At 65.7% G+C, this 21392-nt stretch carries 17 protein-coding genes and 1 riboswitch; of the genes, 5 read left to right on the top strand and 12 right to left on the bottom strand.

Going from position 1 to position 21392, the window contains the following annotated elements; all coding sequences use genetic code 11:
- Positions 1 to 46: 46 nt before the first annotated feature.
- The gene (locus AC56KW_RS19760) at positions 47 to 3622 is read right to left on the bottom strand and encodes an indolepyruvate ferredoxin oxidoreductase family protein (RefSeq protein ID WP_497172375.1); all 3576 of its coding nucleotides are present in this window, start codon (positions 3620 to 3622) and stop codon (positions 47 to 49) included.
- A gap of 171 nt (positions 3623 to 3793) precedes the next feature.
- On the opposite strand from AC56KW_RS19760, the gene AC56KW_RS19755 reads away from it, so the two are divergent.
- Positions 3794 to 4303 carry an Lrp/AsnC family transcriptional regulator gene (locus tag AC56KW_RS19755; protein WP_497172374.1) on the top strand — a complete coding sequence of 170 codons (510 nt, stop codon included), beginning with the start codon at positions 3794 to 3796 and terminating at the stop codon, positions 4301 to 4303.
- A 55-nt stretch (positions 4304 to 4358) separates the two neighbouring features.
- On the opposite strand, the gene AC56KW_RS19750 is transcribed toward AC56KW_RS19755, so the two are convergent.
- The 6 genes from AC56KW_RS19750 to AC56KW_RS19725 all read right to left on the bottom strand — a co-directional run bounded on the left by AC56KW_RS19750 (position 4359) and on the right by AC56KW_RS19725 (position 11663).
- The gene (locus AC56KW_RS19750; protein ID WP_497172394.1) at positions 4359 to 5009 is read right to left on the bottom strand and encodes a GNAT family N-acetyltransferase; all 651 of its coding nucleotides are present in this window, start codon (positions 5007 to 5009) and stop codon (positions 4359 to 4361) included.
- 33 nt (positions 5010 to 5042) lie between these two features.
- Complete coding sequence (locus tag AC56KW_RS19745; RefSeq protein ID WP_497172373.1) at positions 5043 to 6662, bottom strand: diguanylate cyclase; 1620 nt, start codon at positions 6660 to 6662, stop codon at positions 5043 to 5045.
- A gap of 107 nt (positions 6663 to 6769) precedes the next feature.
- Positions 6770 to 7873 carry a tRNA nucleotidyltransferase/poly(A) polymerase-related protein gene (locus tag AC56KW_RS19740; RefSeq protein WP_497172393.1) on the bottom strand — a complete coding sequence of 368 codons (1104 nt, stop codon included), beginning with the start codon at positions 7871 to 7873 and terminating at the stop codon, positions 6770 to 6772.
- 2 nt (positions 7874 to 7875) lie between these two features.
- Positions 7876 to 8595 (bottom strand): glutathione S-transferase family protein, encoded by a 720-nt coding sequence (locus AC56KW_RS19735; RefSeq protein WP_497172372.1) that lies wholly within the window; start codon positions 8593 to 8595, stop codon positions 7876 to 7878.
- A gap of 16 nt (positions 8596 to 8611) precedes the next feature.
- Positions 8612 to 9592: a complex I NDUFA9 subunit family protein gene (locus AC56KW_RS19730; RefSeq protein ID WP_497172371.1), complete on the bottom strand. Its 981-nt coding sequence runs from the start codon at positions 9590 to 9592 to the stop codon at positions 8612 to 8614.
- Position 9593: 1 nt separating this feature from the next.
- Positions 9594 to 11663 (bottom strand): lytic transglycosylase domain-containing protein, encoded by a 2070-nt coding sequence (locus tag AC56KW_RS19725; RefSeq protein WP_497172370.1) that lies wholly within the window; start codon positions 11661 to 11663, stop codon positions 9594 to 9596.
- A gap of 32 nt (positions 11664 to 11695) precedes the next feature.
- On the opposite strand from AC56KW_RS19725, the gene AC56KW_RS19720 reads away from it, so the two are divergent.
- On the top strand, positions 11696 to 12304 hold the full coding sequence (locus tag AC56KW_RS19720; RefSeq protein ID WP_497172369.1) for a 5-formyltetrahydrofolate cyclo-ligase: 609 nt from the start codon (positions 11696 to 11698) through the stop codon (positions 12302 to 12304).
- A gap of 30 nt (positions 12305 to 12334) precedes the next feature.
- On the opposite strand, the gene metF is transcribed toward AC56KW_RS19720, so the two are convergent.
- The 4 genes from metF to metK all read right to left on the bottom strand — a co-directional run bounded on the left by metF (position 12335) and on the right by metK (position 16526).
- Positions 12335 to 13165 (bottom strand): methylenetetrahydrofolate reductase [NAD(P)H], encoded by an 831-nt coding sequence (gene metF / locus AC56KW_RS19715; RefSeq protein ID WP_497172368.1) that lies wholly within the window; start codon positions 13163 to 13165, stop codon positions 12335 to 12337.
- Positions 13152 to 13508 carry a phage holin family protein gene (locus AC56KW_RS19710; protein ID WP_497172367.1) on the bottom strand — a complete coding sequence of 119 codons (357 nt, stop codon included), beginning with the start codon at positions 13506 to 13508 and terminating at the stop codon, positions 13152 to 13154. Before AC56KW_RS19710 ends, metF begins: the two co-directional genes overlap by 14 nt.
- 113 nt (positions 13509 to 13621) lie before the next feature.
- A complete protein-coding gene (gene ahcY, locus AC56KW_RS19705; protein WP_497172366.1) occupies positions 13622 to 15034 on the bottom strand; it encodes an adenosylhomocysteinase in 1413 nt (470 codons plus the stop codon).
- 29 nt (positions 15035 to 15063) lie between these two features.
- Positions 15064 to 15136, bottom strand: a riboswitch (S-adenosyl-L-homocysteine riboswitch).
- A 223-nt stretch (positions 15137 to 15359) separates the two neighbouring features.
- Positions 15360 to 16526 (bottom strand): methionine adenosyltransferase, encoded by a 1167-nt coding sequence (gene metK, locus AC56KW_RS19700; RefSeq protein WP_497172365.1) that lies wholly within the window; start codon positions 16524 to 16526, stop codon positions 15360 to 15362.
- Between metK and AC56KW_RS19695 the strand changes: the two genes are divergently transcribed.
- From AC56KW_RS19695 to dapF, 3 genes are read left to right on the top strand one after another with little or no spacing between them, the layout of a single operon-like run.
- Positions 16479 to 17576, top strand: a complete 1098-nt coding sequence (locus tag AC56KW_RS19695) for a lysophospholipid acyltransferase family protein (RefSeq protein ID WP_497172364.1) — start codon at positions 16479 to 16481, stop codon at positions 17574 to 17576. The two genes, metK and AC56KW_RS19695, sit on opposite strands and share 48 nt — an antisense overlap.
- Complete coding sequence (locus tag AC56KW_RS19690) at positions 17573 to 18436, top strand: LpxL/LpxP family acyltransferase (RefSeq protein ID WP_497172363.1); 864 nt, start codon at positions 17573 to 17575, stop codon at positions 18434 to 18436. The genes AC56KW_RS19695 and AC56KW_RS19690 overlap by 4 nt, the downstream gene beginning before the upstream one ends.
- 3 nt (positions 18437 to 18439) lie before the next feature.
- A complete protein-coding gene (dapF, locus tag AC56KW_RS19685; RefSeq protein ID WP_497172362.1) occupies positions 18440 to 19300 on the top strand; it encodes a diaminopimelate epimerase in 861 nt (286 codons plus the stop codon).
- A 225-nt stretch (positions 19301 to 19525) separates the two neighbouring features.
- On the opposite strand, the gene AC56KW_RS19680 is transcribed toward dapF, so the two are convergent.
- Positions 19526 to 21190, bottom strand: coding sequence for a tetratricopeptide repeat protein (locus AC56KW_RS19680; protein WP_497172361.1), 1665 nt, complete (start codon positions 21188 to 21190; stop codon positions 19526 to 19528).
- Positions 21191 to 21392 lie beyond the last annotated feature (202 nt).

Raw genomic sequence — 21392 nt, 5'->3', positions numbered from 1 at the left:
CAATGAATCAAGGCGCGCACACGTCAAGTCGTCCGCGCCTTCATTATCAAGCCGCCCTTGGCGTCGCATCCGGCGCGTGATACGCCGCCACCAGCGCCGCCTCTTTCTCCTTGGCCGCCTTCAGGTGACGCTCTTTGACGTGGCCGTAGCCACGGATGTCTTCCGGGATGCTGGCGATCGCCACCGCCTGCGCCAGGTTGTCGAGCGTCAGCTTCGGCAGCAGCGCCGCCACGGTGTCGCGGTACTGCTTGATGAGCGCACGCTCCATCTTGCGCTCGGCCGTATAGCCAAACACGTCGAAGGCGGTGCCACGCAGGCCCTTGAACCTGGCCAGCACGCCGAAGGCGCTCATCATCCACGGACCATACTCGCGCTTGATGGCGCGGCCTTCCTTGTCGTGCTTGGCCATCAAGGGAGGCGCCAGGTGGAACTTGAGCTTGGTGTCGCCTTCGAACATGGCGCCGATCTTTTCGCGGAAGGCCGGATCGGTATGCAGGCGCGCGACCTCGTACTCGTCCTTGTAGGCCATCAGCTTGTAGTAGTAGCGCGCCACGGCTTCGGCCAGGCGGGTGCCCTTGCCCAGCTTCGCTTCCTCGGCCCGCACCTGGTCCACGAAGGCCTTGTACTGGCTGGCGTAGGCCGCGTCCTGGTAGGCGGTGAGCAGCTCGATGCGGCGGCCCACGATGTCGTCCAGCGTCTGGCTGCGCTTGAACTCGATCACCTTGGCTGGCATGGCGGCGCGGCTGACCGCGGCCAGGTCGTGCGCCGCGCTACGGCCCCAGTTGAAGGCGGCCTTGTTGAAGGCCACCGACACGCCATTGAGTTCGATCGCCTTGAGCAGCGAGCTCTCTTGCAGCGGCACGTGGCCCTTCTGGAAGGCGTAGCCCAGCATGAACATATTGGTGGCGATCGAGTCGCCCAGCAAGGCGGTGGCGATCTGGCCGGCGTCGATGAATTCGACGTTGTCCTTGCCGCAAGCCTGCTGGATGGCGCCGCGCGAGCCCTCGGCCGGGAACTGCCAGTCCGGGTTCTTGACGAAGGCCGCGGTGGTGGAGCCGCTGGCGTTGACTGCGGCCCAGGTACGGCCCTCGCCCATGCGGCTCAGCGCATCGCGGCTGGCGGTGACGATCTGGTCGCAGCCGATCACCAGGTCGGCGCTGCCGGTGCCGACGCGGGTCGAGTGCAGGTCGGCCTGGCGTTCGGCCAGGCGCACGTGCGACATCACCGGACCGCCCTTCTGGGCCAGGCCGCTCTGGTCGAGCACGATGGCGCCCTTGCCTTCGACGTGGGCCGCCACGGCCAGGATCTGGCCCACCGTGACCACGCCGGTGCCACCGACGCCGGCAACCAGGATGCCATACGGCGTCTCGACCGACGGGATCATCGGCAGCGGCAATGCAGGCGGCGCCGCTTCGGAAGCCGCTGCTTTCCTTGGCTTTTTGAGGCCGCCGCCTTCGACGGTGACAAAGCTCGGGCAAAAGCCCGACACGCAAGAATAATCCTTGTTGCACGAAGACTGGTTGATCTGGCGCTTGCGTCCCAGTTCGGTTTCCAGCGGCTCGACCGACAGGCAGTTCGACTGCACCGAGCAGTCGCCGCAGCCTTCGCACACGGCTTCGTTGATCACAACGCGCTTGGCCGGGTCGGGGAATTCGCCCTTCTTGCGGCGACGGCGCTTCTCGGACGCGCAGGTCTGGTCGTAGATCACGGCCGATACGCCCGGCATCTCGCGCAGCTCGCGCTGCACGTCCATCAATTCGGCGCGGTGACGCACCGTCGTGCCCGGGGCCCAGGCATAGTCGCTCGGGTATTTGTCGGGTTCGTCGGTGACGACGATGATCGGCGTCACACCTTCGGCCGCGATCTGGCGGCTGATCATGCCCGGGTCGAGTGGACCGTCGACGTTCTGTCCGCCCGTCATCGCGACCGCGTCGTTGTACAGGATCTTGTAGGTGATGTTGACCTTGGCAGCCACCGCGGCGCGGATCGCCAGGATGCCCGAGTGGAAATAGGTGCCGTCGCCCAGGTTGACGAACACGTGCTTCTCGTCGGTGAACGGCGCCTGGCCGATCCAGGTCGTGCCCTCGGCGCCCATGTGGGTGAAGGTCGACGTCTCGCGGTCCATCCACAACACCATGTAGTGGCAGCCGATGCCGGCCATGGCGCGCGAGCCTTCCGGCACCTTGGTCGAGCTGTTGTGCGGGCAGCCCGAGCAGAAGTACGGGATGCGGTCGGTCTCTGGATTCGGCTTCGCCGGGATACTCTTGAGCACCAGTTCTTTCGCCTCGAGGAAGGCGATGCGCTCCTTGACCCGCTCGGCGACCGGGTGGCCCGCGCAATAGTGCGAGATGCGCGAGGCGATGGCGCGCGCGATCTGCGCGGGATTGAGTTCATAGGTCGCCGGCAGCAGCCAGTCGCCATGGCCCATGCGGTTCTTGTTGCTCCACTCGCCGGTATCGTCGAACTTGCCGACCACGCGCGGACGCTCGCCGTCCGGCAGGTTGTACAGCTCTTCCTTGAGCGCGTACTCCATCACTTGGCGCTTTTCCTCGACCACCAGGATCTCGTCCAGGCCGCGCGCGAATTCGTGCACGCCTTCGGCCTCGAGCGGCCAGGTCATGCCGACCTTGTACAGGCGCAGGCCGATGTCGCGCGCGGCCTGCTCGTCGATGCCGAGGTCGGCCAGCGCCTGGCGCGTGTCGAGGTAGCTCTTGCCGGCGGTGATGATGCCGATCTTCGGCTGCGGGCTGTCCCAGATGATGCGGTTCAGTTTATTCGCGCGGGCATAGGCCAGGGCCGCATACCATTTGTGGTTGCTCATCCGCACTTCCTGGTCCAGCACGGCGTCCGGCCAGCGGATATTCAGGCCGCCTTCGGGCAGCTGGAAGTCGGTCGGGATGACGATCTGCACGCGCTCCGGGTCGAGGTCGACCACGGCGCCCGATTCGATGATGTCGGTCACGCACTTCATCGACACCCACAGGCCGGTGTAGCGGCTCATGGCCCAGGCGTGCAGGCCGAAATCCAGGTATTCCTGGACCGAGGACGGATACAGCACCGGGATGCCGCAGTGGGTCAGGATGTGGTCGGACTGGTGCGCGGTGGAAGACGACTTGGCCGCGTGGTCGTCGCCGGCCAGCACCAGCACGCCGCCGTGCTTGGCGGAGCCGGCGTTGTTGCCGTGCTTGAAGACATCGCCGCAGCGGTCGACACCCGGGCCCTTGCCGTACCACATGGCAAACACGCCGTCGTACTTGGCGTCTTTATACAGATTGGTCTGCTGGGTGCCCCAGACCGAGGTCGCCGCCAGGTCTTCGTTCATCCCGGGGTGGAACTTGACGTGGTGGGCGTCGAGGTGCTTCTTGGCCTTCATCGCGGTCTGGTCGACGGCGGTGACGGGCGAACCACGGTAGCCGGTGATGAAGCCGGCGGTATTCAGGCCGGCCTTCAGGTCGCGCTCGCGCTGCAGCATCGGCAGCCGGATCAGGGCCTGGGTCCCGGTCATGAAGGCGCGACCGCGCTCGAGCGTCCATTTGTCGTCGAGCGTGATGTCTTGCTGTGGCTGGGAAGGCGAGGATTGTTCCGGCAGCGCCAGGTGGGCGCGATCCGTGGGTGCGTTCATGGTGTCTCCAAGATTCTCATGTCGGATACCGCAGCGGCGCATTTCCTGCATCTCGCCTGCCGTATGTGAGCCAGTATAGTCCTGCCCCCCAAGCATTAAATTCCAAACAATTCCCCCATCCTCTCGAAATGCGCAATAAAATTGCCATATATAAGTCGATCAAGGGTGGGTATGTCGAAGATAGAACTGGATAAAACAGACCGCAAGATCCTGGAGATTTTGCAAAGCGATGGCCGGTTGTCCAATCAGGATGTGGCCGAACGGGTCAACCTGTCGCCCTCGCCCTGCCTGCGCCGCATCAAGCGCCTGGAAGAAGCGGGCGTCATCCGCCAATATGTCGCACTGCTCGACCCGGACAAGATCGGCCTGGGGCTGCTGGCGTATGTGAACGTACGCCTGGAAAAGCATAGTGAAGTGGCCAGCACTACCCGCCAGCCGGGGTTGCCGGCGACGTCGCCGCGCAACGATTTCGCGGTCTCGGTGGGAACGTGGCCGGAAGTGGTGGCCTGCTATGCGATGACCGGCGACATGGATTTCCTGCTGCGCGTACACGTCGAGGACATGGATCACTTCTCGCGCTTCATGATGGGCACGCTGCTCAAGCACCCGGCGGTGCTTGACGTGAAGTCGAGCTTTGCCTTGCAGCGTATCAAGGAAACGACGGCAATGCCGCTGGTGTGACTGGCCGGCTCAGTGGCGGCTCATTGACCGGCGCTTGGCCGGCCAAGCGGCGTGACTACTTTTTGGGTGTGAAGAACTTCACCGCCGCCCGGGCGTTGGCCTTGACCGTGTAATCGATCGCGGCGAACTGCTCTTCGAGCGCCTCGGCCATCACGCTGCCCGGGCTGGGCGGCGGCAATTCGAGATGGGCGTCGGCCTCGCCATACTCGCGCTTGATGCGCATGCCGGCTTTCTTGGCGATGTGCATCATCGTCTGGTTCGAGGTCAGGCACTGCATATAGAGGGTGTCGACGTCCGAATTGCGGCAGTGGATCGCAGCGCGCTGGAACAGGCGCGTGCCAACGCCCTGTCCGCGCGCCGACTTCGATACCGAGACGCCGAACTCGGCAATTTGCTCCTTGGTGGTCGACTGGCGCCCGTCGGCCGAGGCGAACGCCAGATGTCCCATTCCGACCAGCTGGAACACATTGTTGACCACGCCAAACACGATATCGCGCGAGAAATCGAGCCTGCCGACGTAGGCGGCGATCTGCTCGTCCGGGATCATGCTGCCGAAGCGCAGCAGGCGGTCATTGCTGTCCAGCGCCAGCAGGTGGCGCAGCACGCGGCGGCGGTCGCGCTCGCCGAGCTCCTTGACCAGCACCGGCGGCTGGCCCTTCTTGCCCCTCAGGCCCTGGATCCAGCGGCGTAACGGATTGTCCAGCATGTCGATACCTTTGTGCACTGCAACATTCGCATTCTAGCCGATCGGATCGGCGCTTGCAGCGTGTGACAGCCTGCCTTCCATATTGTGGCGCGGCGCATGCTCGGGCGCCAGCGGCGTTGGGAGGTCCTGGCCCAGCCATTGCGATTGCGGACTGACCACGAACCGCCCCTTCCCGGCCTGCTTGGCCGCATACATGGCCTTGTCGGCGTCCGCCAGCAGGGCTTCCTGGCCGCGCGCGGCGCCTATCTGGCCGCGCGCGCTGGCGATGCCGATGCTGGCCGAGATCGTTACAGGGTGGCCGTCGGCCTCGGTGATCGATTCGATTTCCTCCAGCGCCAGGCGCGCCACCCGCAGCGCGCCCTCGAGCGAAGCCACGTCTTCGAGCAGGATCACGAATTCGTCGCCGCCCAGGCGCGCCAGCGCATCCTCGGCGCGCAGTTTCGCGCCGACCCGGCGCGCGACCATCTGCAACACCAGGTCGCCGGCGGCATGGCCCCAGGTGTCGTTGACCGCCTTGAATCCGTCGAGGTCGATGAACATCAGCACCACCACGCTGTCGCGGCGGTCGGCGCGCGCCAGCGCCCGTTCCAGCAGGCGGGTCAGCTGGCGGTAGTTGATCAGGCCGGTCAAGCTGTCGTGCTGGGCCAGGCGTTCGAGCTGGCGCGACTGCGACTCGAGCTCGGCGGTGCGCTCGGCCACGCGCTGCTCGAGCGTCTCGTTGGCGGCCTGCAGGCGGCGATTGACGACACCGATGATACGGTAGCTGCGGCGCAGGCGCGCGCCGGCATACACCAGCAGCACCATCAACACGGCGCTGTGGGCGAACAGATAGCCGCGAAAGCGCTGGCGCTCGAGCAGCACGGCGTCGAAGGAACGATCGAGCTCGCGCTCCAGGCGGTCGAGCGCGAGGTCGCTGCCGGCGGCGGCGATCTGCACTTCGAGCAGGTTTTGCAGCGGGCGTTTTTCAAGAATCACACGGCTGCTGGCGATCACGGCGTCCATCTTGTCGATCACGGCCGGCGAGAAAGCGATTTGCTGGGCCGCAACGTCGCCGAGGATTTCATCGATGCGGGCTGCCAGCGGCGCGCTCGGCGCGATGTTGTAGCGCAGAGTCTCGGTCAGCAGCGCGTTGAGGGTGGTGTCGAGCCGCACCACGATGCGGGCCGGCGCCAGCGCGCCCTCGATGCCGGACAGCTCGGTCTTAAGGTCGGCCACTGCCGGCGGCATGGCCAGCAGCGCGGCCCGCAGCGGCGGATTGTGCCTGGCGAACTGGGCCACCAGCTGTTGCTTGTTGTGCAGGGCGTCCTCGAGCTGGGAATAGGCGGCCTGGGCGGCGCTGTCGCCGGTGAGCGGCAGGGTGTCGCCCAGCCGCGCCATCAGGTCGTGCATGCGCGGCAATTGTGAATTCAGCTTGAGCGACGTGGTCGCGCGGCCCGTATGCGCGCGCAGGATATTGGCGTCCCATTCAGCGTCCAGCTTTTCCAGTTCGCGCAGGTTGAGCATGACACTGTTGCGGATTTCCGGATCGACCGACTCGGTCCGGACATACAGGAAAACGAGCACCGCGCTCATGAACAGGACCGCCAGGCTGGCCAGCAGCACGCGGCGGCGGCGGCTCCAGCTCGCGAAACGCCGTGCCAGCAAGGTGAACATCGTTTTTCTCCAACGCAACAATTAACAGTTGAAGGATAGCAAAACGGTGAAGCGCACTGTACGTAGCGTGTTACTACATGTAACAAAATTACGTATTTACAGGCACTTTAGTTGGTTTGGTGCAACAGCTCATGCACGGCGTGGACGCGCGCGGCATGCACGGCCCCTGGAATCTGGTCCTTGCGCTCGGCGTGGCGCGCCGCCACTTCACCGGCATTCACGGCGCGCGCAGCGTCCAGGGCCTGCAGCAGCATGCCGCCACCGGACTGCTCGCCTGCGCCGCAGGCGACGGCCAGCAGCATCTGGGCGAAGCGCTGGGGCTTGCGGAAGGCGTCGCAGCGCTCGAACAGCGTGACGGCGGCTTCGGCGGACAGCGCCGCTGCGCGCCCGACTTCTCCCTGCTCGCGCACCGCGATCACGGCCAGGTCGCGGCACTCATTGGGCACCTTGAGGCGCTTGCAGATGGCCTGGATGATGTCAACGCCTTTCAAGCCCAGCACCAGGACGGCGAAGCGCACCTCGAGCGGGTGACCGCGTCCGGCGGCGTGGTCGATCGTTTGCAACAGGGCCGCGCTCCACGACGCGTCCAGCTCGGGCAGGATGCGCGCCATCGCGCCGCAGTCGCGCAGCACTTCCAGCATGCGCGATGGCTGGCGCTCCATCAGGCCGCGCGCCAGCTCTTGCCAGACGCGCTCGGGCACCAGGGCGTCGACCTCGCCCTCCTCGACCATCTTGCGCATCAGGGCATTGGTCTCGGTCGCGACCGTGAAGTCCGGCAGGCGCGCGGCGAAGCGGGCGATGCGCAAGATGCGCACCGGGTCTTCGGCAAAGGCGTCCGATACATGGCGGAACAAGCGCGCCTGCAAGTCTTGCCGGCCGTTGTGGGGGTCGACGATGCTGCCGTCCTCGGCCCGGGCCATGGCATTGATGGTCAGGTCGCGCCGGACCAGGTCTTGCTCCAGCGTGACGTCGGGGGCGGCATGGAACACAAAGCCGTGGTAGCCGGGCGCGGTCTTGCGCTCGGTGCGCGCCAGTGCGTATTCCTCGTGCGTGCGCGGATGCAGGAACACCGGGAAATCCTTGCCGACGGCGCGAAAGCCCGCCGCCAGCATCTGCTCGGGCGTGGCGCCCACCACCACGTGGTCGTGGTCCTTGACCGGCAGGCCGAGCAGGGCGTCGCGCACGGCGCCGCCGACGACATAGCTGCGCATCGTCATTCGCCCGGCAAGTCCAGGTCGTGCATCGGGGTTGGATCGGTTTCTTCCATGGCCTCTCTTACCCAGCGCGCCACCGCCGGGTGCGCCAGCACGCGGTCGCAATAGGCTTGCAGGGCCGGGGCCAGTGTCACGCCATAGGTCTTGAAGCGGCATACCACGGGGGCATAGAAGGCGTCGGCGATCGAGAAATCGCCGAACAGGTATTGGTGGTGGCCAAAGCGCGACAGGCAATCCTCGAAGATTTCACAGATGCGGCCGATATCGGCCTGGGCGCCGGGCGTACGGCCGCGGCCCGGCAGGCGCGCCTGGATGTTCATCGACATGCTGGTGCGCAGCTCGGCAAAGCCGGAATGCATCTCGGCCACGATCGAGCGCGCCAGCGCGCGCGCGGCGACGTCTTGCGGCCACATGTGTTTATCAGGGAATTGCTCGGCCAGGTATTCGGTGATGGCCAGGCTGTCCCATACCGTCATGTCGCCCGACATCAGCACCGGCACCCGGCCCGCGTGCGAATAGCGCGCGATCTGGTTGGCGGTATCGGGCTGGTCGAGCAAGACCTTCACCTCGGTGAACGGGATGCCGAAGGCGACCGCCGCGACCCAGGGCCGCATCGACCATGAAGACACGTTCTTGTTGCCGATGATGAGGGTTAAACCGGGATGACGGGTCGCGTCGAGGGTGCGGGCGAGGATGGGGTCGCGTTCGATGGTCTGCATGGTTTGTCGTTGGCTTTCAGCGTCCGGCGTGGGTGCGGTGGGCGTCGAGGCGGTCGTGCCGCGTGAGATAGTGCGGGGCGACCGATTCGATCGCCGTGAGCTTGATCCCCAGCGCCTCGGCTGTCAAGGCATGGGTGTCGGCGGCCACGACATTATCGACCAGCATCGAGTCGAGGTTGTCGCGGCTGACGACGGGGTCGCCCGGCAGCAGCTCGAACAGCCCCGCCTGCAGGCGTGCCGCCCAGTCGGGCAAGCCGATAACGTGGCGCTCGCGGCCGGCGAAGCGGCCGGCCAGGCGCACCAGCTCGCCCAGCGTATAGACGGCCGGACCACCCAGCTCGATCGTGGCGTTGCGCATATCGGGCCGGGCCAGGGCGATGGAAAAGGCGGCGGCGACATCGCCCACGTACACCGGCTGGAAGCGTGCGCGGCTGGCCGCCAGCGGCACCAGCGGCAAATGGCGCTGCAGGCGCGCAAACACCGTCAGGAAATGGTCGCCGGGACCGAATACCACCGAGGGGCGAAACACCGTGACCGCGACCTGCGGCTGGCTGCGCGCGGCGTTTTCGCCATCGGCCTTGGAACGACCGTACATCGAGGGACTGGCCGAAGGATTGGTCGAATCGACGCCGAGCGCGCTCATGTGCAGGTAGCGCGGCACGCCGGCGTCCGCGCAAGCGGCAGCGATGCGGCGCGGCAGCTCCACGTGCAGGTGGCGAAAGCCCTCGCCATAGGGCCGGCCGTGGCCGCCATGCAGCACGCCGACCAGGTTGATCACGGCGTCGCGCCCGGCCAGCAACTGGCGCAGGGTGGCATCGTCATGGATATTGGCCACGTCGACGTCGACGCCCGGCAGCATGGTCAGTTGCTTGGCGCTTTCGTAGTGGCGCACCGGCACCAGGACGCCCACGCCGTCGTCGGACAGCCGCGCAGCCAGGTGAGCGCCGATGAAGCCGGTGCCGCCGATCAGCACCACGTTCGAGGGCCGCGCGCTCATGTCAGTCCAGTACCGAGGTGAGGCCCTGGCGCGGGCTGATCGTGCCCAGGCGGGCCTTCAGCGATTGCGGCTTGCCTTCGAAGATCGAGGCGTAGTTGGTGGCGTTGGCCATGACGTTGCGCACATAGCCGCGCGTCTCGGTGAACGGAATGGTCTCGACGAAGATCGCGCCTTCCATCGGTGCATCGAGCCGGCCGCGCCAGGTGCGCGAGCGGCCCGGGCCGGCATTGTAGGCGGCCGTGGCCAGCACTTGCGAGCCCTCGAAATTCTCGAGCACCATATTCATGTAGTTGGCGCCGAGCGTGATATTCGTATGCAGGTCGTTGAGCATGGTATGCACGAAGTTATTCAGGCCAATCTTGGCCGCCACCCACTTGCCGGTGGCGGGCATCACCTGCATCAGGCCCGAGGCGCCGACGCCCGAACGGGCGTCGCGGATGAAGCGCGACTCTTGCCGGATGAGGCCATACACCCAGGCTTTATCCAGGCTCAGACCCTGGGCGGTGGGCTTGAGAACCTCGAGATGCGGCGCCGGGAAGCGCTGGTCATAGCTCAGTTCGGTGCGCGTGCGCAGCGAGGTCTCGACCATGCGGTCGAGGTGCTCGTGGCGGCGCGCCAGCTCGGCGGCGGCCAGCAACTGACGTTCAGACAGCCCGCGCAAGCCCCAGTTCCATTCGCGGTTACCTTCCGCGCGCAGGCTCAAACGATAGAACTTCAATGCCCGCTGCAGGCTCGGATTATTGGTCGCCTGGGACAGTTCCGCGGCCGTGATCGGCGCCACCGGCGGCGGCGCCACGATCTGGTTGCCCAGCTCTTCATGGGCCAGCTGGGTATAGAAGGTGGTCTGGGCGGCGATGCCCTGCCACAGCGCGCGCGCTTCTTGCGTGCGGCCTTCGGCCTGCATGGCACGGCCCAGCCAGTAGATCCAGGTCGAATCGGCGCGCAGATTCGGCGGCATCGCCTCGATGGTCGCGCGCACGTCCTTCCAGTCGCCACGGCGCAGCGCCATGCGGGTCTTCCACTGCATCTGGAATTCGGTCAGCGGCGCGCCCTTGGCGCGGTCCCAGTAGCCGTGCGCCTCGGGCGCCAGCGCGATCGAGGCCGCCAGCGCCACATTGGCCCAGCCGATGGCGCGCTCTTCGCTGGTGAGCTGCGGACCGTTCTTTTCCAGGCTGGCGACGGCGATCCTGAGCGTGGTGCGCGCCATGCGGCCGAGCGCCACCAGGTACAGTTCGCGTTCGGCGCGGCTATTGCCGACGCCGCGCGCCAGGGCCACGGCCGGCATGTCGACCGCCTGGGCGACGCGGGTCTCGGGCAGGCCGAGCAGCACGCCGACGCGCCGCGCGGGGCCCGTGGTGTTGTCCAGGCCGGCAATACGCAACTGCCACAGCAGGTCGGCCTGGGAGAACTGGCCATTGCCGGCCAGTTGCGCGATCAGGCCGCTGCAGGCGTCGCCATAGCCGGCCGGGGATTTGAGCAATGCGCGCGCGTCGTCGGCCACCGGCTCGCCGCGCTCGGCGCGCGCCAGCAAGGCATAGCAGCGGATCTGCAGGCTGCCGGACTGGGCCAGCGTACCCGCCTCGCGCTCGAAGGTATTCCATTCGCGCCGCTTGCCCAGTTCGAGCAGCCACTCGGCGCGCAATTGTTCGGCCACGGCCGTGCCGTCGTGGCGGCGCAGCACCTGCAGCACCTCGTCCTGGATGGCATCGCGCAGGCGTGGTTTCAGACGATAATAGTCGACATAGGAGGCCAGCAAGTAACTTGACGGCAGGCGCGACGCGATCGCATTGGTGCGCGCACCGTCGTTCTCGCGCGCCGCTGCCCGCAATAGCAGGAAATTGTCGTCATCGGCGCGGCTGTCGGCCACCAGCGTCGGCCCGCCGGCAGCGGGAACGCCGACCGTGCCGGCGCCGGGAACGGATGGCGCGCCGGCAGGGATCGGCGGCAGCGCCACCTCGGGCGCGGGTGCATCGGGGTCTTCCTGGGCCAGGGCGCCAGTTGGCGGCGCAAAGGACAGAACAAGGGCAATAGCGGTCGGCAACAGGCCGGCTGACAATTTCGATTGAAACATCCACAACTCTCACATTACGCTGCATTGACACCATGACCGGCGATCCAAGAATACCACGCGCCTTTGCGCCCCCGCCAGACACGGCAACAAGCAATGTTCCAGCGCACCAGGGAAAAACCCAGTTGCGTCACTCCCTCAAGGCGCTGCGGCGCGCGATCGATCCGATCACCAAACATGCTTGGGACGACCGCATCGGCGCGCGGGTATTCGCCTGGTGGCAGGCGCATCCCCACGCGACGCTGGGCGTGTATTGGCCACTGGCGGGCGAGCCGGACTTGCGCCCAGCCTACGCGCAATTGGCTCAAGCAGGCGTACGGCTGGCATTGCCGGTGGTGGTCGAGCGCGATGCGGCGCTGGGATTCGCCGAGTGGATACCGGGCGAGCCGACGGTCACGGACCGGCTGGGGGTAGCGGTGCCGAGCGATCTGCGCATGATGGCGCGGCCGCCAGCCTTGCTGGTGCCCTGCCTGGGATTCAATGCAAGGGGATATCGCGTAGGGTATGGAGGCGGTTTTTATGACCGGACGCTGGCACCGGAGCCGAGACCATGTACGGTCGGGATCGCGTATGGATGCCAGCGCGTGGACTTCGCGGGCGATGCACACGACGTGCCGCTTGATCGGGTGATTACCGAGGAATGACGGCCGGGCCCGGACCCGGCCGCCATGGCGTCAGGCACGCAGCCGCTGCCAGATCGCCGTCGTCGGGGCCGCCTGGTTCATGCTGTAGAAATGCAGGCCCGGCGCGCCGCCCGCCAGCAGGCGTTCGCACAAGCCGGTCACGACGTCCAGCCCGAAGGCCTTGATCGAGGCGCTGTCGTCGCCGAAGCTGGCCAGCTTGAGGCGCACCCAGCGCGGGATCTCGGCGCCGCACATCTCCGAGAAACGCATCAGCTGCATATAGTTCGTGATCGGCATGATGCCGGCCACGACCGGCACATCGACGCCCAGCTTGCGCACATTGTCGACGAACTGGAAGTACGCGTCGGCATTGTAGAAATACTGGGTGATGGCGGCATTCGCCCCGGCCCCCACCTTGCGCGCGAAGGCCTGCAAGTCGTCTTGCGGCGAACGTGCCTGCGGGTGCATCTCGGGATAGGCCGCGACCTCGATATGGAACCAGTCGCCGGTTTCCTGGCGAATGAATTCCACCAGCTCGCTGGCATAGCGCAGCTCGCCCGCGCCGCCGTAGCCGCTCGGCAGGTCGCCGCGCAAGGCCACCACGCGCTTGATGCCGCTGTCCTGGTATTGCTTGAGGACGTCGCGGATCGAGTCGCGCGTGGCGCCGATGCACGACAGGTGCGGCGCGGCCTCATGGCCGGCGGCCTGGATCTCGCGCACCGTCGCCAGCGTGCCCTGCTGGGTGCTGCCGCCGGCGCCGAAGGTCACCGAGAAATACTTGGGGTCGAGGTCAGCCAGCTTCGCGCGCGCGATGCGCAGTTTTTCGGCGCCTTCCGGCGTCTTGGGCGGGAAGAACTCGATACTGAAATCAGGAGTTTCCATCTTTGTCGGAAAGAAGCAGGGTAGAAAGCGTCCACGAAATGATGCTGTACAGGATGGCTGCCAGGAAGGCCGACCAGAAGCCCGCTACCTGGAAGCCGTCGACCACATTCGACACCAGCCAGAACAGCAAGGCGTTGATCACCAGGATAAACAGGCCCATCGAGATCAACGTGACGGGCAGGGTCAGGATCACCAGCACGGGACGGATCAGGGTATTGACCAACCCCAGCACCAGCGCCGCGATCAGGGCGGTGCCGATATTGGAAACTTCGACGGAGTGCATCAGGTAAGGCAAGGCCATCAGGGCCGCGGCATTGATCAGCCAGGTAATCAGCAAGCGCATCGGTACAGACTTTCGCGGTACGCGGACGCCGCCTCGTCAGGAACGCGGCATCCGGCTAGTGGATAAGCGAAACGTCCCGAAGGACGTTTCACATGACTACAAGCGGCTATCGATCAGTAACGATAGTGTTCCGGCTTGTACGGGCCTTCCTGGCTCACCGAGATGTAGTTCGCCTGCTCTTCGGTCAGCGTGGTCAGCTGGGCGTTGAGCTTCTTGAGCTGCAGGCGCGCGACTTTCTCGTCCAGTTTCTTCGGCAGCGTGTACACGCCCACCGGATACTGCGCGGTGTTCATGAACAGCTCGATCTGGGCGATGGTCTGGTTCGCGAACGACGAGCTCATCACGTACGACGGGTGGCCGGTGCCGCAACCGAGGTTCACCAGGCGGCCTTCGGCCAGCAGGATGATGCGATGGCCATCCGGGAAGATGACGTGGTCGACTTGCGGCTTGATGTTGTCCCACTCGTACTTCTTGAGCGCGGCGACTTCGATTTCGTTGTCGAAGTGACCGATATTGCAGACGATGGCCTGGTCCTTCATCTTGAGCATGTGCTGCTCGGTGATGACGTGGTAGTTGCCGGTGCAGGTGACAAAAATGTCGCCGTGTTCGGCAGCATAGTCCATGGTCACGACGCGGTAGCCTTCCATCGCCGCCTGCAGTGCGCAGATCGGATCGATCTCGGTGACCCACACCTGCGCCGACAGCGCGCGCATGGCCTGCGCCGAACCCTTGCCCACGTCGCCATAGCCGGCGATGACGGCGATCTTGCCGGCCACCATGACGTCGGTCGCGCGCTTGATGCCGTCGACCAGCGATTCGCGGCAGCCGTACAGGTTGTCGAACTTCGACTTGGTGACCGAGTCGTTGACGTTGATTGCCGGGAAGGCCAGCTTGCCCTCCTGGTGCATCTGGTACAGGCGGTGCACGCCGGTGGTGGTCTCTTCGGTCACGCCCTTGATTTCAGGCAGGCGCTTCGAGTACCACGACGGATCGCGCGCCAGACGGCCCTTGATCGCGTTGAACAGGCAGATTTCTTCTTCCGAGCCTGGCTTGTCGAGCACCGAGATGTCTTTTTCGGCGCGCACACCCAGGTGCAGCAGCAGGGTCGCATCGCCGCCGTCGTCGAGGATCATGTTGGCGTGCTCGCTACCCGGCCATTCGAAGATGCGGTGCGTGTATTCCCAGTACTCGTCCAGGGTTTCGCCCTTGATGGCGAACACCGGCGTACCGACCGAGGCGATGGCCGCGGCGGCGTGGTCTTGCGTCGAGTAGATATTGCACGATGCCCAGCGCACGGTGGCGCCCAGGGCTTCCAGGGTGCGGATCAGGACCGCGGTCTGGATGGTCATGTGCAGCGAACCGGCGATGCGCGCGCCTTTCAGCGGTTGCGTGGCGGCGTATTCTTCGCGGATCGCCATCAGGCCCGGCATCTCGGTTTCGGCGATGCGGATTTCCTTCTCGCCCCAGGCAGCCAGGGAGATGTCGGCGACGATGTAGTCTTGGGAGTCTTTGAGTACGGCGTTCATCACGCCCTCCTTTCAATGTTTAGAAAAAAGTAACGTGAGCGCAGTTGCATTGATATCCGAGCCTGGCAAAGTGGGAACTTTGTCGCAACGCTCCTCGGAACGGGCTAGTTTAGCACGCTTGGTGCCGTGTGGCGATGGGGTGTGCGGCGAACTTGGGTCCCCGGCTGCGCGGGGACGACATCGATCGATGGGTGGGGATCATCGATCAACCGGCTTCGGACACACGGCAGGCACGTCGTTGCCGCCCTCGCCCCACGCCTGGGCAGGGAACCAGGCGCGCCGCGCCGTCCAGGCGACTGCTGGGCGGCGACGGCGCAAGAACGAATTACGCCAGACCCGCGGCGGCGCGCAGTTCGGCCGCCTTGTCGGTGCGTTCCCAGCTGAACTCCGGCTCTTCGCGACCGAAGTGGCCGTAGGCCGCGGTCTTGCAATAGATCGGACGCAGCAGGTCGAGCATCTGCACGATGCCTTTCGGGCGCAGGTCGAAGTGCTCGTTGACCAGAGCCGCGATCTTGTCGTCCGGGATCACACCGGTGCCTTCGGTGTACACGGTGATATTGATCGGACGCGCCACACCGATCGCATAGCTGACCTGCACCTGGCACTGGCGCGCCAGGCCGGCGGCGACGATGTTCTTGGCGACATAGCGTGCGGCGTAGGCGGCCGAACGGTCGACCTTGGATGGATCCTTGCCCGAGAACGCACCGCCGCCGTGCGGGGCGGCGCCGCCGTAGGTGTCGACGATGATCTTGCGGCCGGTCAGGCCGCAATCGCCCTGCGGGCCGCCGATGACGAAGCGGCCGGTCGGGTTGACCAGGAAGCGGGTCTTGTCCAGCCACTCGCGCGGCAGGGTCGGCTTGATGATCTCTTCGATGACGGCTTCTTCGATCTGCGAATGGGTGACGTCCGGGTGGTGCTGGGTGGACAGCACGACGGTGTCGACCGCGACCGGACGGCCATCGACGTAGCGCAGCGTGACCTGCGATTTCGCATCGGGACGCAGCCACGGCAGGCGGCCATCCTTGCGCAGCTGCGACTGGCGCTCGACCAGGCGGTGCGCGTAGTAGATGGCGGCCGGCATGAGTTCTGGCGTTTCGTCGCAGGCATAGCCGAACATCAGGCCCTGGTCGCCCGCGCCCTGGTCGAGATCGATGCCGGCGCCTTCGTCCACGCCCTGCGCGATATCAGGCGACTGCTTGTCGTAGCAGACCATGACGGCGCAGCCTTTATAGTCGATGCCGAAATCGGTATTGTCGTAGCCGATGCGCTTGATGGTGTTGCGCGCGACCTGGATATAGTCGACATTGGCGTGCGTGGTGATCTCGCCGGCCAGCACCACCAGACCGGTGTTGCACAGGGTTTCAGCAGCGACGCGGGCAGCCGGGTCTTGCTCGAGGATGGCGTCGAGGATGGCGTCGGAAATCTGGTCAGCGACCTTGTCCGGGTGGCCTTCGGATACGGATTCGGAAGTGAAGAGGTAGTCGTTCGACATGTAGGCTCCAGTTACTGTTTACATGAATTGCCGCAGCAAACTGTTGCCTGCGACGCTTTAGCGAAATTTGTATTCCGCTTCGCAAGTTGTCTGTTAACTCGGCGGATCCAGCATAAAGTGGTATTTTACGCTTCCTTGGAATTTTGGTGTGGAAACGCACGCGCTGATGCGGACGCGCTTCGACACCCATCAATCGACATGCTAGTAGTAATTTTCCGAATATTATCTTTTTTCCCCTTGCCTTTCCTGCACGCCCTGGGCGCGGCGCTGGGCTGGCTGGTGTATTGGCTGTCGCCGTCGTACAAGCGCCGCCTGCGCGCCAACCTGGCGCAGGCCGGCTATGACGCGCACTGGAAACAGGCCGTGTCCGAGGCCGGCAAGGCCGCGATCGAGCTCGCCTTCGTGTGGTGCGCCAGGCCGGAGCGCGTTGCCAGGCATGCCACGGTAGAGAACTGGGAACTGGTCCAGGAAAAACTCGACGCCGGTCGCGGCATCGTGTTCCTGACGCCACACCTGGGCTGCTTCGAAATGACGGCGCAGCAGATCGCGCTCAAGACCGCGTTGACGGTCATGTATCGTCCGCCGCGCAAGGATGCGCTCAGGCCGCTGGTCGAAGGCGCGCGCGCGCGCCACAACCTGCACCTGGCGCCGGCCAACCTGTCCGGCGTGCGCATCCTGGCCAAGACCCTCAAGAGCGGCCAGCCGATCGGCTTGCTGCCCGACCAGGTGCCGCAGGAAGGCGAAGGCGTGTGGGCGCCCTTCTTCGGCCGCAACGCCTATACGATGACCCTGCCGGCCAAGCTGGCCCAGCTGGGCAAGGCCGACATCCTGCTGGTGTACGCCGAACGCCGTCCGAACGGCGCCGGCTACATCGTGCGCTTCGTGCCGTTTGACGGCGATTTGACAGGCACGGCGGCCGAGCAGGCGGCGGCGATCAACCGCGCGATGGAGCAATTGATTGCGCGCGCGCCGAGCCAGTATTTCTGGAGTTATAACCGCTACAAGCAGCCGGACGGGGTGGCCGGTCCCGACAGCGAGGTGGCGGCATGAGGATCCTGCTTGGTGTCCTGTGGCTGCTGCATTTCCTGCCGCTACCCATCCTGGGTCGCATCGGTGAAGCGATCGGCAGCCTGATGTTCATGATCATGGGCCGGCGCCGCCATATCGCGCTGACCAACCTGCGCCTGACCATGCCCGAACGCGACGAGAAAGAACGGCGCGATATCGCGCACCGCCATTTCCGTGCCTACGCGCGCAGCATCGTCGAACGCTCGATCCTGTGGTGGGCGCCCGAAGAACGCGTGCGCAGCCTGATCCAGGTCGAGCCGGCGGTGCCGCAGGCCGAGATGGAAGCCGGCCCCACGATCCTGCTGTGCCCGCACTTCGTGTGCCTGGATGTGGCCGGCGTGGCCTCGCGCGTGATCCCGGTGTGCAGCATGTACGTGCCGCAAAAGAATGAAGCCTTCGACCGCCTGCTGCGCCATGGCCGCGAGCGCTACGGTCCGGTGCGCCTGGTGACGCGCAAGGAAGGCATCAAGCCGATCCTGCGCGCGCTGCGCGACGGCCTGCCCTACTTCATGCTGCCGGACATGGATTTTGGCGAGAAGGACGCCGAATTCGTGCCCTTCTTCGGCGTGCAGGCGGCCACCCTCACCGCGCTGGGCCGCATTGCCGCGACCACCGGCGCCAAGGTGATCCCGGTGATCGCCACCTACCTGCCGAACTACCAGGGCTGGCGCGTGCGCTTCTATCCTGCGTGGGAAAACTATCCGGGCGACGACATGGTCGAAGCGACCCGCCGCATGAACGCCTTCATCGAAGAGCGCGTGCGCGAGGCGCCCGAGCAGTATTTCTGGACCCACAAGCGCTTCAAGACCCGGCCGCCGGGTGAACCTTCGCTGTATGATTGATTCATGAAACTGAAATTCACCAAGATGCACGGCGCGGGCAACGACTTCGTCGTGATCGACGCCATCAACCAGGCGATCGACGTCGACGCCATGACAGCCGACCAGTGGCAAGGCCTGGCCGATCGCCGTTTCGGCATCGGCGCCGACCAGATCCTGGTCGTCGAACGCCCGCTCGAAGAAGGCGTCGATTTCCGCTACCGCATCTTCAACAACGATGGCAGCGAAGTCGAGCAATGCGGCAACGGCTCGCGCGCTTTCGTCCGCTTCGTGGTCGAGAAAGGCCTGACCCAGGAGCGCAGCATCCGCGTTCAAACCATGTCGGGCATCATCAACCCGCGCCTGGAAGACGATGGCAATATCACGGTAGACATGGGCGAGCCGCGCCTGGACCCGGCCGAGGTGCCGTTCGACAGCGAGGGCTTGAACGGCAGGCCCGAGGGCGAGGACACGCTGTGGCCCTTGCCCGTCGGCGGCGAGGCCGTGCAGATTTCGGTGGTCTCGATGGGCAATCCGCATGCGGTGCAGGTGGTGCACAACGTCGATACGGCGCAGGTGGAACAGACCGGCCCGCTGATCGAGCACCATGTGCGCTTTCCGAAGCGCGTCAATGCCAGCTACCTGCAGGTGGTCGACCGCCAGCATATCCGCCTGCGCGTGCATGAACGCGGCGCCGGCGAGACGCTGGCGTGCGGCACCGGGGCATGCGCGGCGGTGGTGGCCGGGATCCGGCGCGGCCTGCTCGATTCGCCGGTGCGCGTGTCGGCCCGCGGTGGCGAGCTGAGCATCGCCTGGGCGGGAGCGGGCCAGCCGGTCTACCTCAGCGGACCGGCGGTGTCGGTGTTCGAGGGCGAAGTCGAGATCTGATCGGGCCGCGGTCGCATCAAAACGGGCGCAAGCGTGCTAATGCCGTTCAGTTGACTGCACGTCGTCCTCGCGCAGGCGGGGCCACGTTCTGCCCAGGCCGTCAAAAGGCTTGCAGGATTGGTTCCCCGCCTGCGCGGGGACGACGCTTCAGGGCCAACGATAAAATAAGTTTGCTTGACTGAACGGCAGCGGGGCGAAGCGCGCCTCCTTATTTTCTTGATGCGTTCACGCCGCCAGCCCGATATCGGCGCCGCCATCATCATCATTGCCCGGCATCGTCACATTGAGCAGCGTGCGCAGCCGGTACAGGCGCTGCCGGTAATTGCCTTCCGGCCCGGCCGGGCCGCAATCGACCTGTTCGAACTGGCGCACGATGCGGTCGAGCGCCTTGCGCTCATTCTCTGACTCCACCATCACCAGCCGGCGCTTGCTGCGGCCATAGCTGGCGCGGATATCGATCACGAGGCAATGGCCCTGGTCGGCGGCGCCCACGTCGAGCAGCAGCGCCTCGGCGCGCGACAGGTCGAACAGCGCTGCCAGCTCGATGCGGGCGGCCAGCAGTGGGTGCGCCGCCAGCGCGTCGGTGTGGCTGGCCAGCAGCCGGCCGGTATCGGTGTACGGCGCGGTGCTGGCGCGCGGTGCGATCTTGCGCAGCAGTTCCACGGCCTCGGGCGAGTGTTGATGTGCCGCTTTTTGCAGCCAGTACACGGCGCGCACGTCGTTGTTTTCGTTCTCGCGGCGCGCGCGCCAGGCATTGTGGCCGCATTCGAGCTGGGCGTCGCGATATCCCATCTCGGCGGCCCGCTCGAGGTAGCGCTGGGCATCGGCCACATTACGCTGCGAAAATTCGGGCTTGATATAGATACGCGACAGCGCATACCAGGCCTCGGCCAGTCCCTGTTCTCCCGCCAGCGTCAGCCAGCGGATCGCTTTCTTGAAGTTGGCAACCTGTGTGTTCGCCACTCTTGCATTGGTCGGGCAAGCACCATTGGTGCACCGCCTGCCATCGACCCGCATGCGCGCGTGGCGCAGGCCCAGCGCCAGCTGGGCATGGCAGTCGTGTTCGCCCGCGGCGAGTTCCCAGAACACGGCGGGTTCGCCTGGCCGGCAATACGCAGCCGCGGCATCGGCATCCAGCACCTGCAGGCCGCTCACACCGTCGAGCGCCGGATCGAGCAGCCGCGCGCAGCGTGACAGCAGGGTGATTTCGTCCGGCGTGAACCTGCGCATCTCGCCCTGCTCGCCACGCTCGCTCACCAGCGCGCGCGCCTGTGGCAGCGCGCGGCCAAGGTAGTCGTCCCGGCGCTGCGCCGTCCATGCCTCGTCGAGTGCGCCGGACTGCGCCATGCTGGCGCCATGTGCACGGCGCCGTACATCGGGCGCCAGCGGACGCGCCGGCATGCGTTCGCCGGGGTCGGGGGCGTTTGCAGCCAGCGTCGCGGCGCCGGTCGCCAGCCGTGCAACCGGCGGGGTTCGCTTGTCCTGGCGTTGCGACAGCATCCATTGCGCGTGAGGAAAGCCGGCACGCGCCGCGTCCTCGAGCGCCTGCATCGCCTTGGGTGGCGATTGGGGCGCCGGCGCTGCATCGAGCACCAGCTGGGCGAAGACCAGCCCGGCATGCAGGCTGCCGTCGTCATAGGCGCGCTCATACCACTGGGCGACGGCGGCTGCGTTACGCTGGGCCAGTTCAAGTGGAATATGGTTGCCGATCAATTGCCATGCTGATGGACAGTCTTGTCGGGCTGCCCGTTCGAGCCAGTGCAGCGCCGTCGGCAGGCTCTGCGGTAGTCCGGCGCTACCGAACAAATACAGCTTGCCCAGCTCGAGCTGGGCCGCCACCTGCCCGGCGCGGGCGTTGCGAATGATCGCCAGTTCTTCGCGGTTAGCCATCGTTGGATACAGTAAAAAAGTGAATCGGCAACACGTTGCGGCGACGGCTGATGGCCGGTCGGCCCCGTGGCTAGCCGGCCTGGCGAAGCTTGCCAATATACAATGTATTGACAAGGCCTGTCGTCCCCCATGTGTAGTGGCCAAAGTCTAAGCCTCAGCAGCCGGCGATTCGATGCGATTCTGGGCTGAGTTGAGGCGGCAC

The organism is Telluria sp. RT2P19 (assembly GCF_059685725.1).
Note: the sequence above shows the minus strand (reverse complement) of the source record. Positions and strands in the feature narration are given on the sequence as shown.

What these genes read in the sequence shown, in the direction of transcription:
- ahcY (WP_497172366.1), bottom strand. Translation starts at nt 15,034, where the DNA reads ATGAACGCCGTACTCAAAGACTCCCAAGACTACATCGTCGCCGACATC.
- AC56KW_RS19740 (WP_497172393.1), bottom strand. Translation starts at nt 7,873, where the DNA reads ATGCGCAGCTATGTCGTCGGCGGCGCCGTGCGCGACGCCCTGCTCGGC.
- AC56KW_RS19720 (WP_497172369.1), top strand. Translation starts at nt 11,696, where the DNA reads ATGACCGGCGATCCAAGAATACCACGCGCCTTTGCGCCCCCGCCAGAC.
- AC56KW_RS19735 (WP_497172372.1), bottom strand. Translation starts at nt 8,595, where the DNA reads ATGCAGACCATCGAACGCGACCCCATCCTCGCCCGCACCCTCGACGCG.
- AC56KW_RS19730 (WP_497172371.1), bottom strand. Translation starts at nt 9,592, where the DNA reads ATGAGCGCGCGGCCCTCGAACGTGGTGCTGATCGGCGGCACCGGCTTC.
- AC56KW_RS19755 (WP_497172374.1), top strand. Translation starts at nt 3,794, where the DNA reads ATGTCGAAGATAGAACTGGATAAAACAGACCGCAAGATCCTGGAGATT.
- AC56KW_RS19745 (WP_497172373.1), bottom strand. Translation starts at nt 6,662, where the DNA reads ATGTTCACCTTGCTGGCACGGCGTTTCGCGAGCTGGAGCCGCCGCCGC.
- AC56KW_RS19680 (WP_497172361.1), bottom strand. Translation starts at nt 21,190, where the DNA reads ATGGCTAACCGCGAAGAACTGGCGATCATTCGCAACGCCCGCGCCGGG.
- AC56KW_RS19760 (WP_497172375.1), bottom strand. Translation starts at nt 3,622, where the DNA reads ATGAACGCACCCACGGATCGCGCCCACCTGGCGCTGCCGGAACAATCC.
- AC56KW_RS19690 (WP_497172363.1), top strand. Translation starts at nt 17,573, where the DNA reads ATGAGGATCCTGCTTGGTGTCCTGTGGCTGCTGCATTTCCTGCCGCTA.
- metF (WP_497172368.1), bottom strand. Translation starts at nt 13,165, where the DNA reads ATGGAAACTCCTGATTTCAGTATCGAGTTCTTCCCGCCCAAGACGCCG.
- metK (WP_497172365.1), bottom strand. Translation starts at nt 16,526, where the DNA reads ATGTCGAACGACTACCTCTTCACTTCCGAATCCGTATCCGAAGGCCAC.
- dapF (WP_497172362.1), top strand. Translation starts at nt 18,440, where the DNA reads ATGAAACTGAAATTCACCAAGATGCACGGCGCGGGCAACGACTTCGTC.
- AC56KW_RS19710 (WP_497172367.1), bottom strand. Translation starts at nt 13,508, where the DNA reads ATGCGCTTGCTGATTACCTGGCTGATCAATGCCGCGGCCCTGATGGCC.
- AC56KW_RS19725 (WP_497172370.1), bottom strand. Translation starts at nt 11,663, where the DNA reads ATGTTTCAATCGAAATTGTCAGCCGGCCTGTTGCCGACCGCTATTGCC.
- AC56KW_RS19750 (WP_497172394.1), bottom strand. Translation starts at nt 5,009, where the DNA reads ATGCTGGACAATCCGTTACGCCGCTGGATCCAGGGCCTGAGGGGCAAG.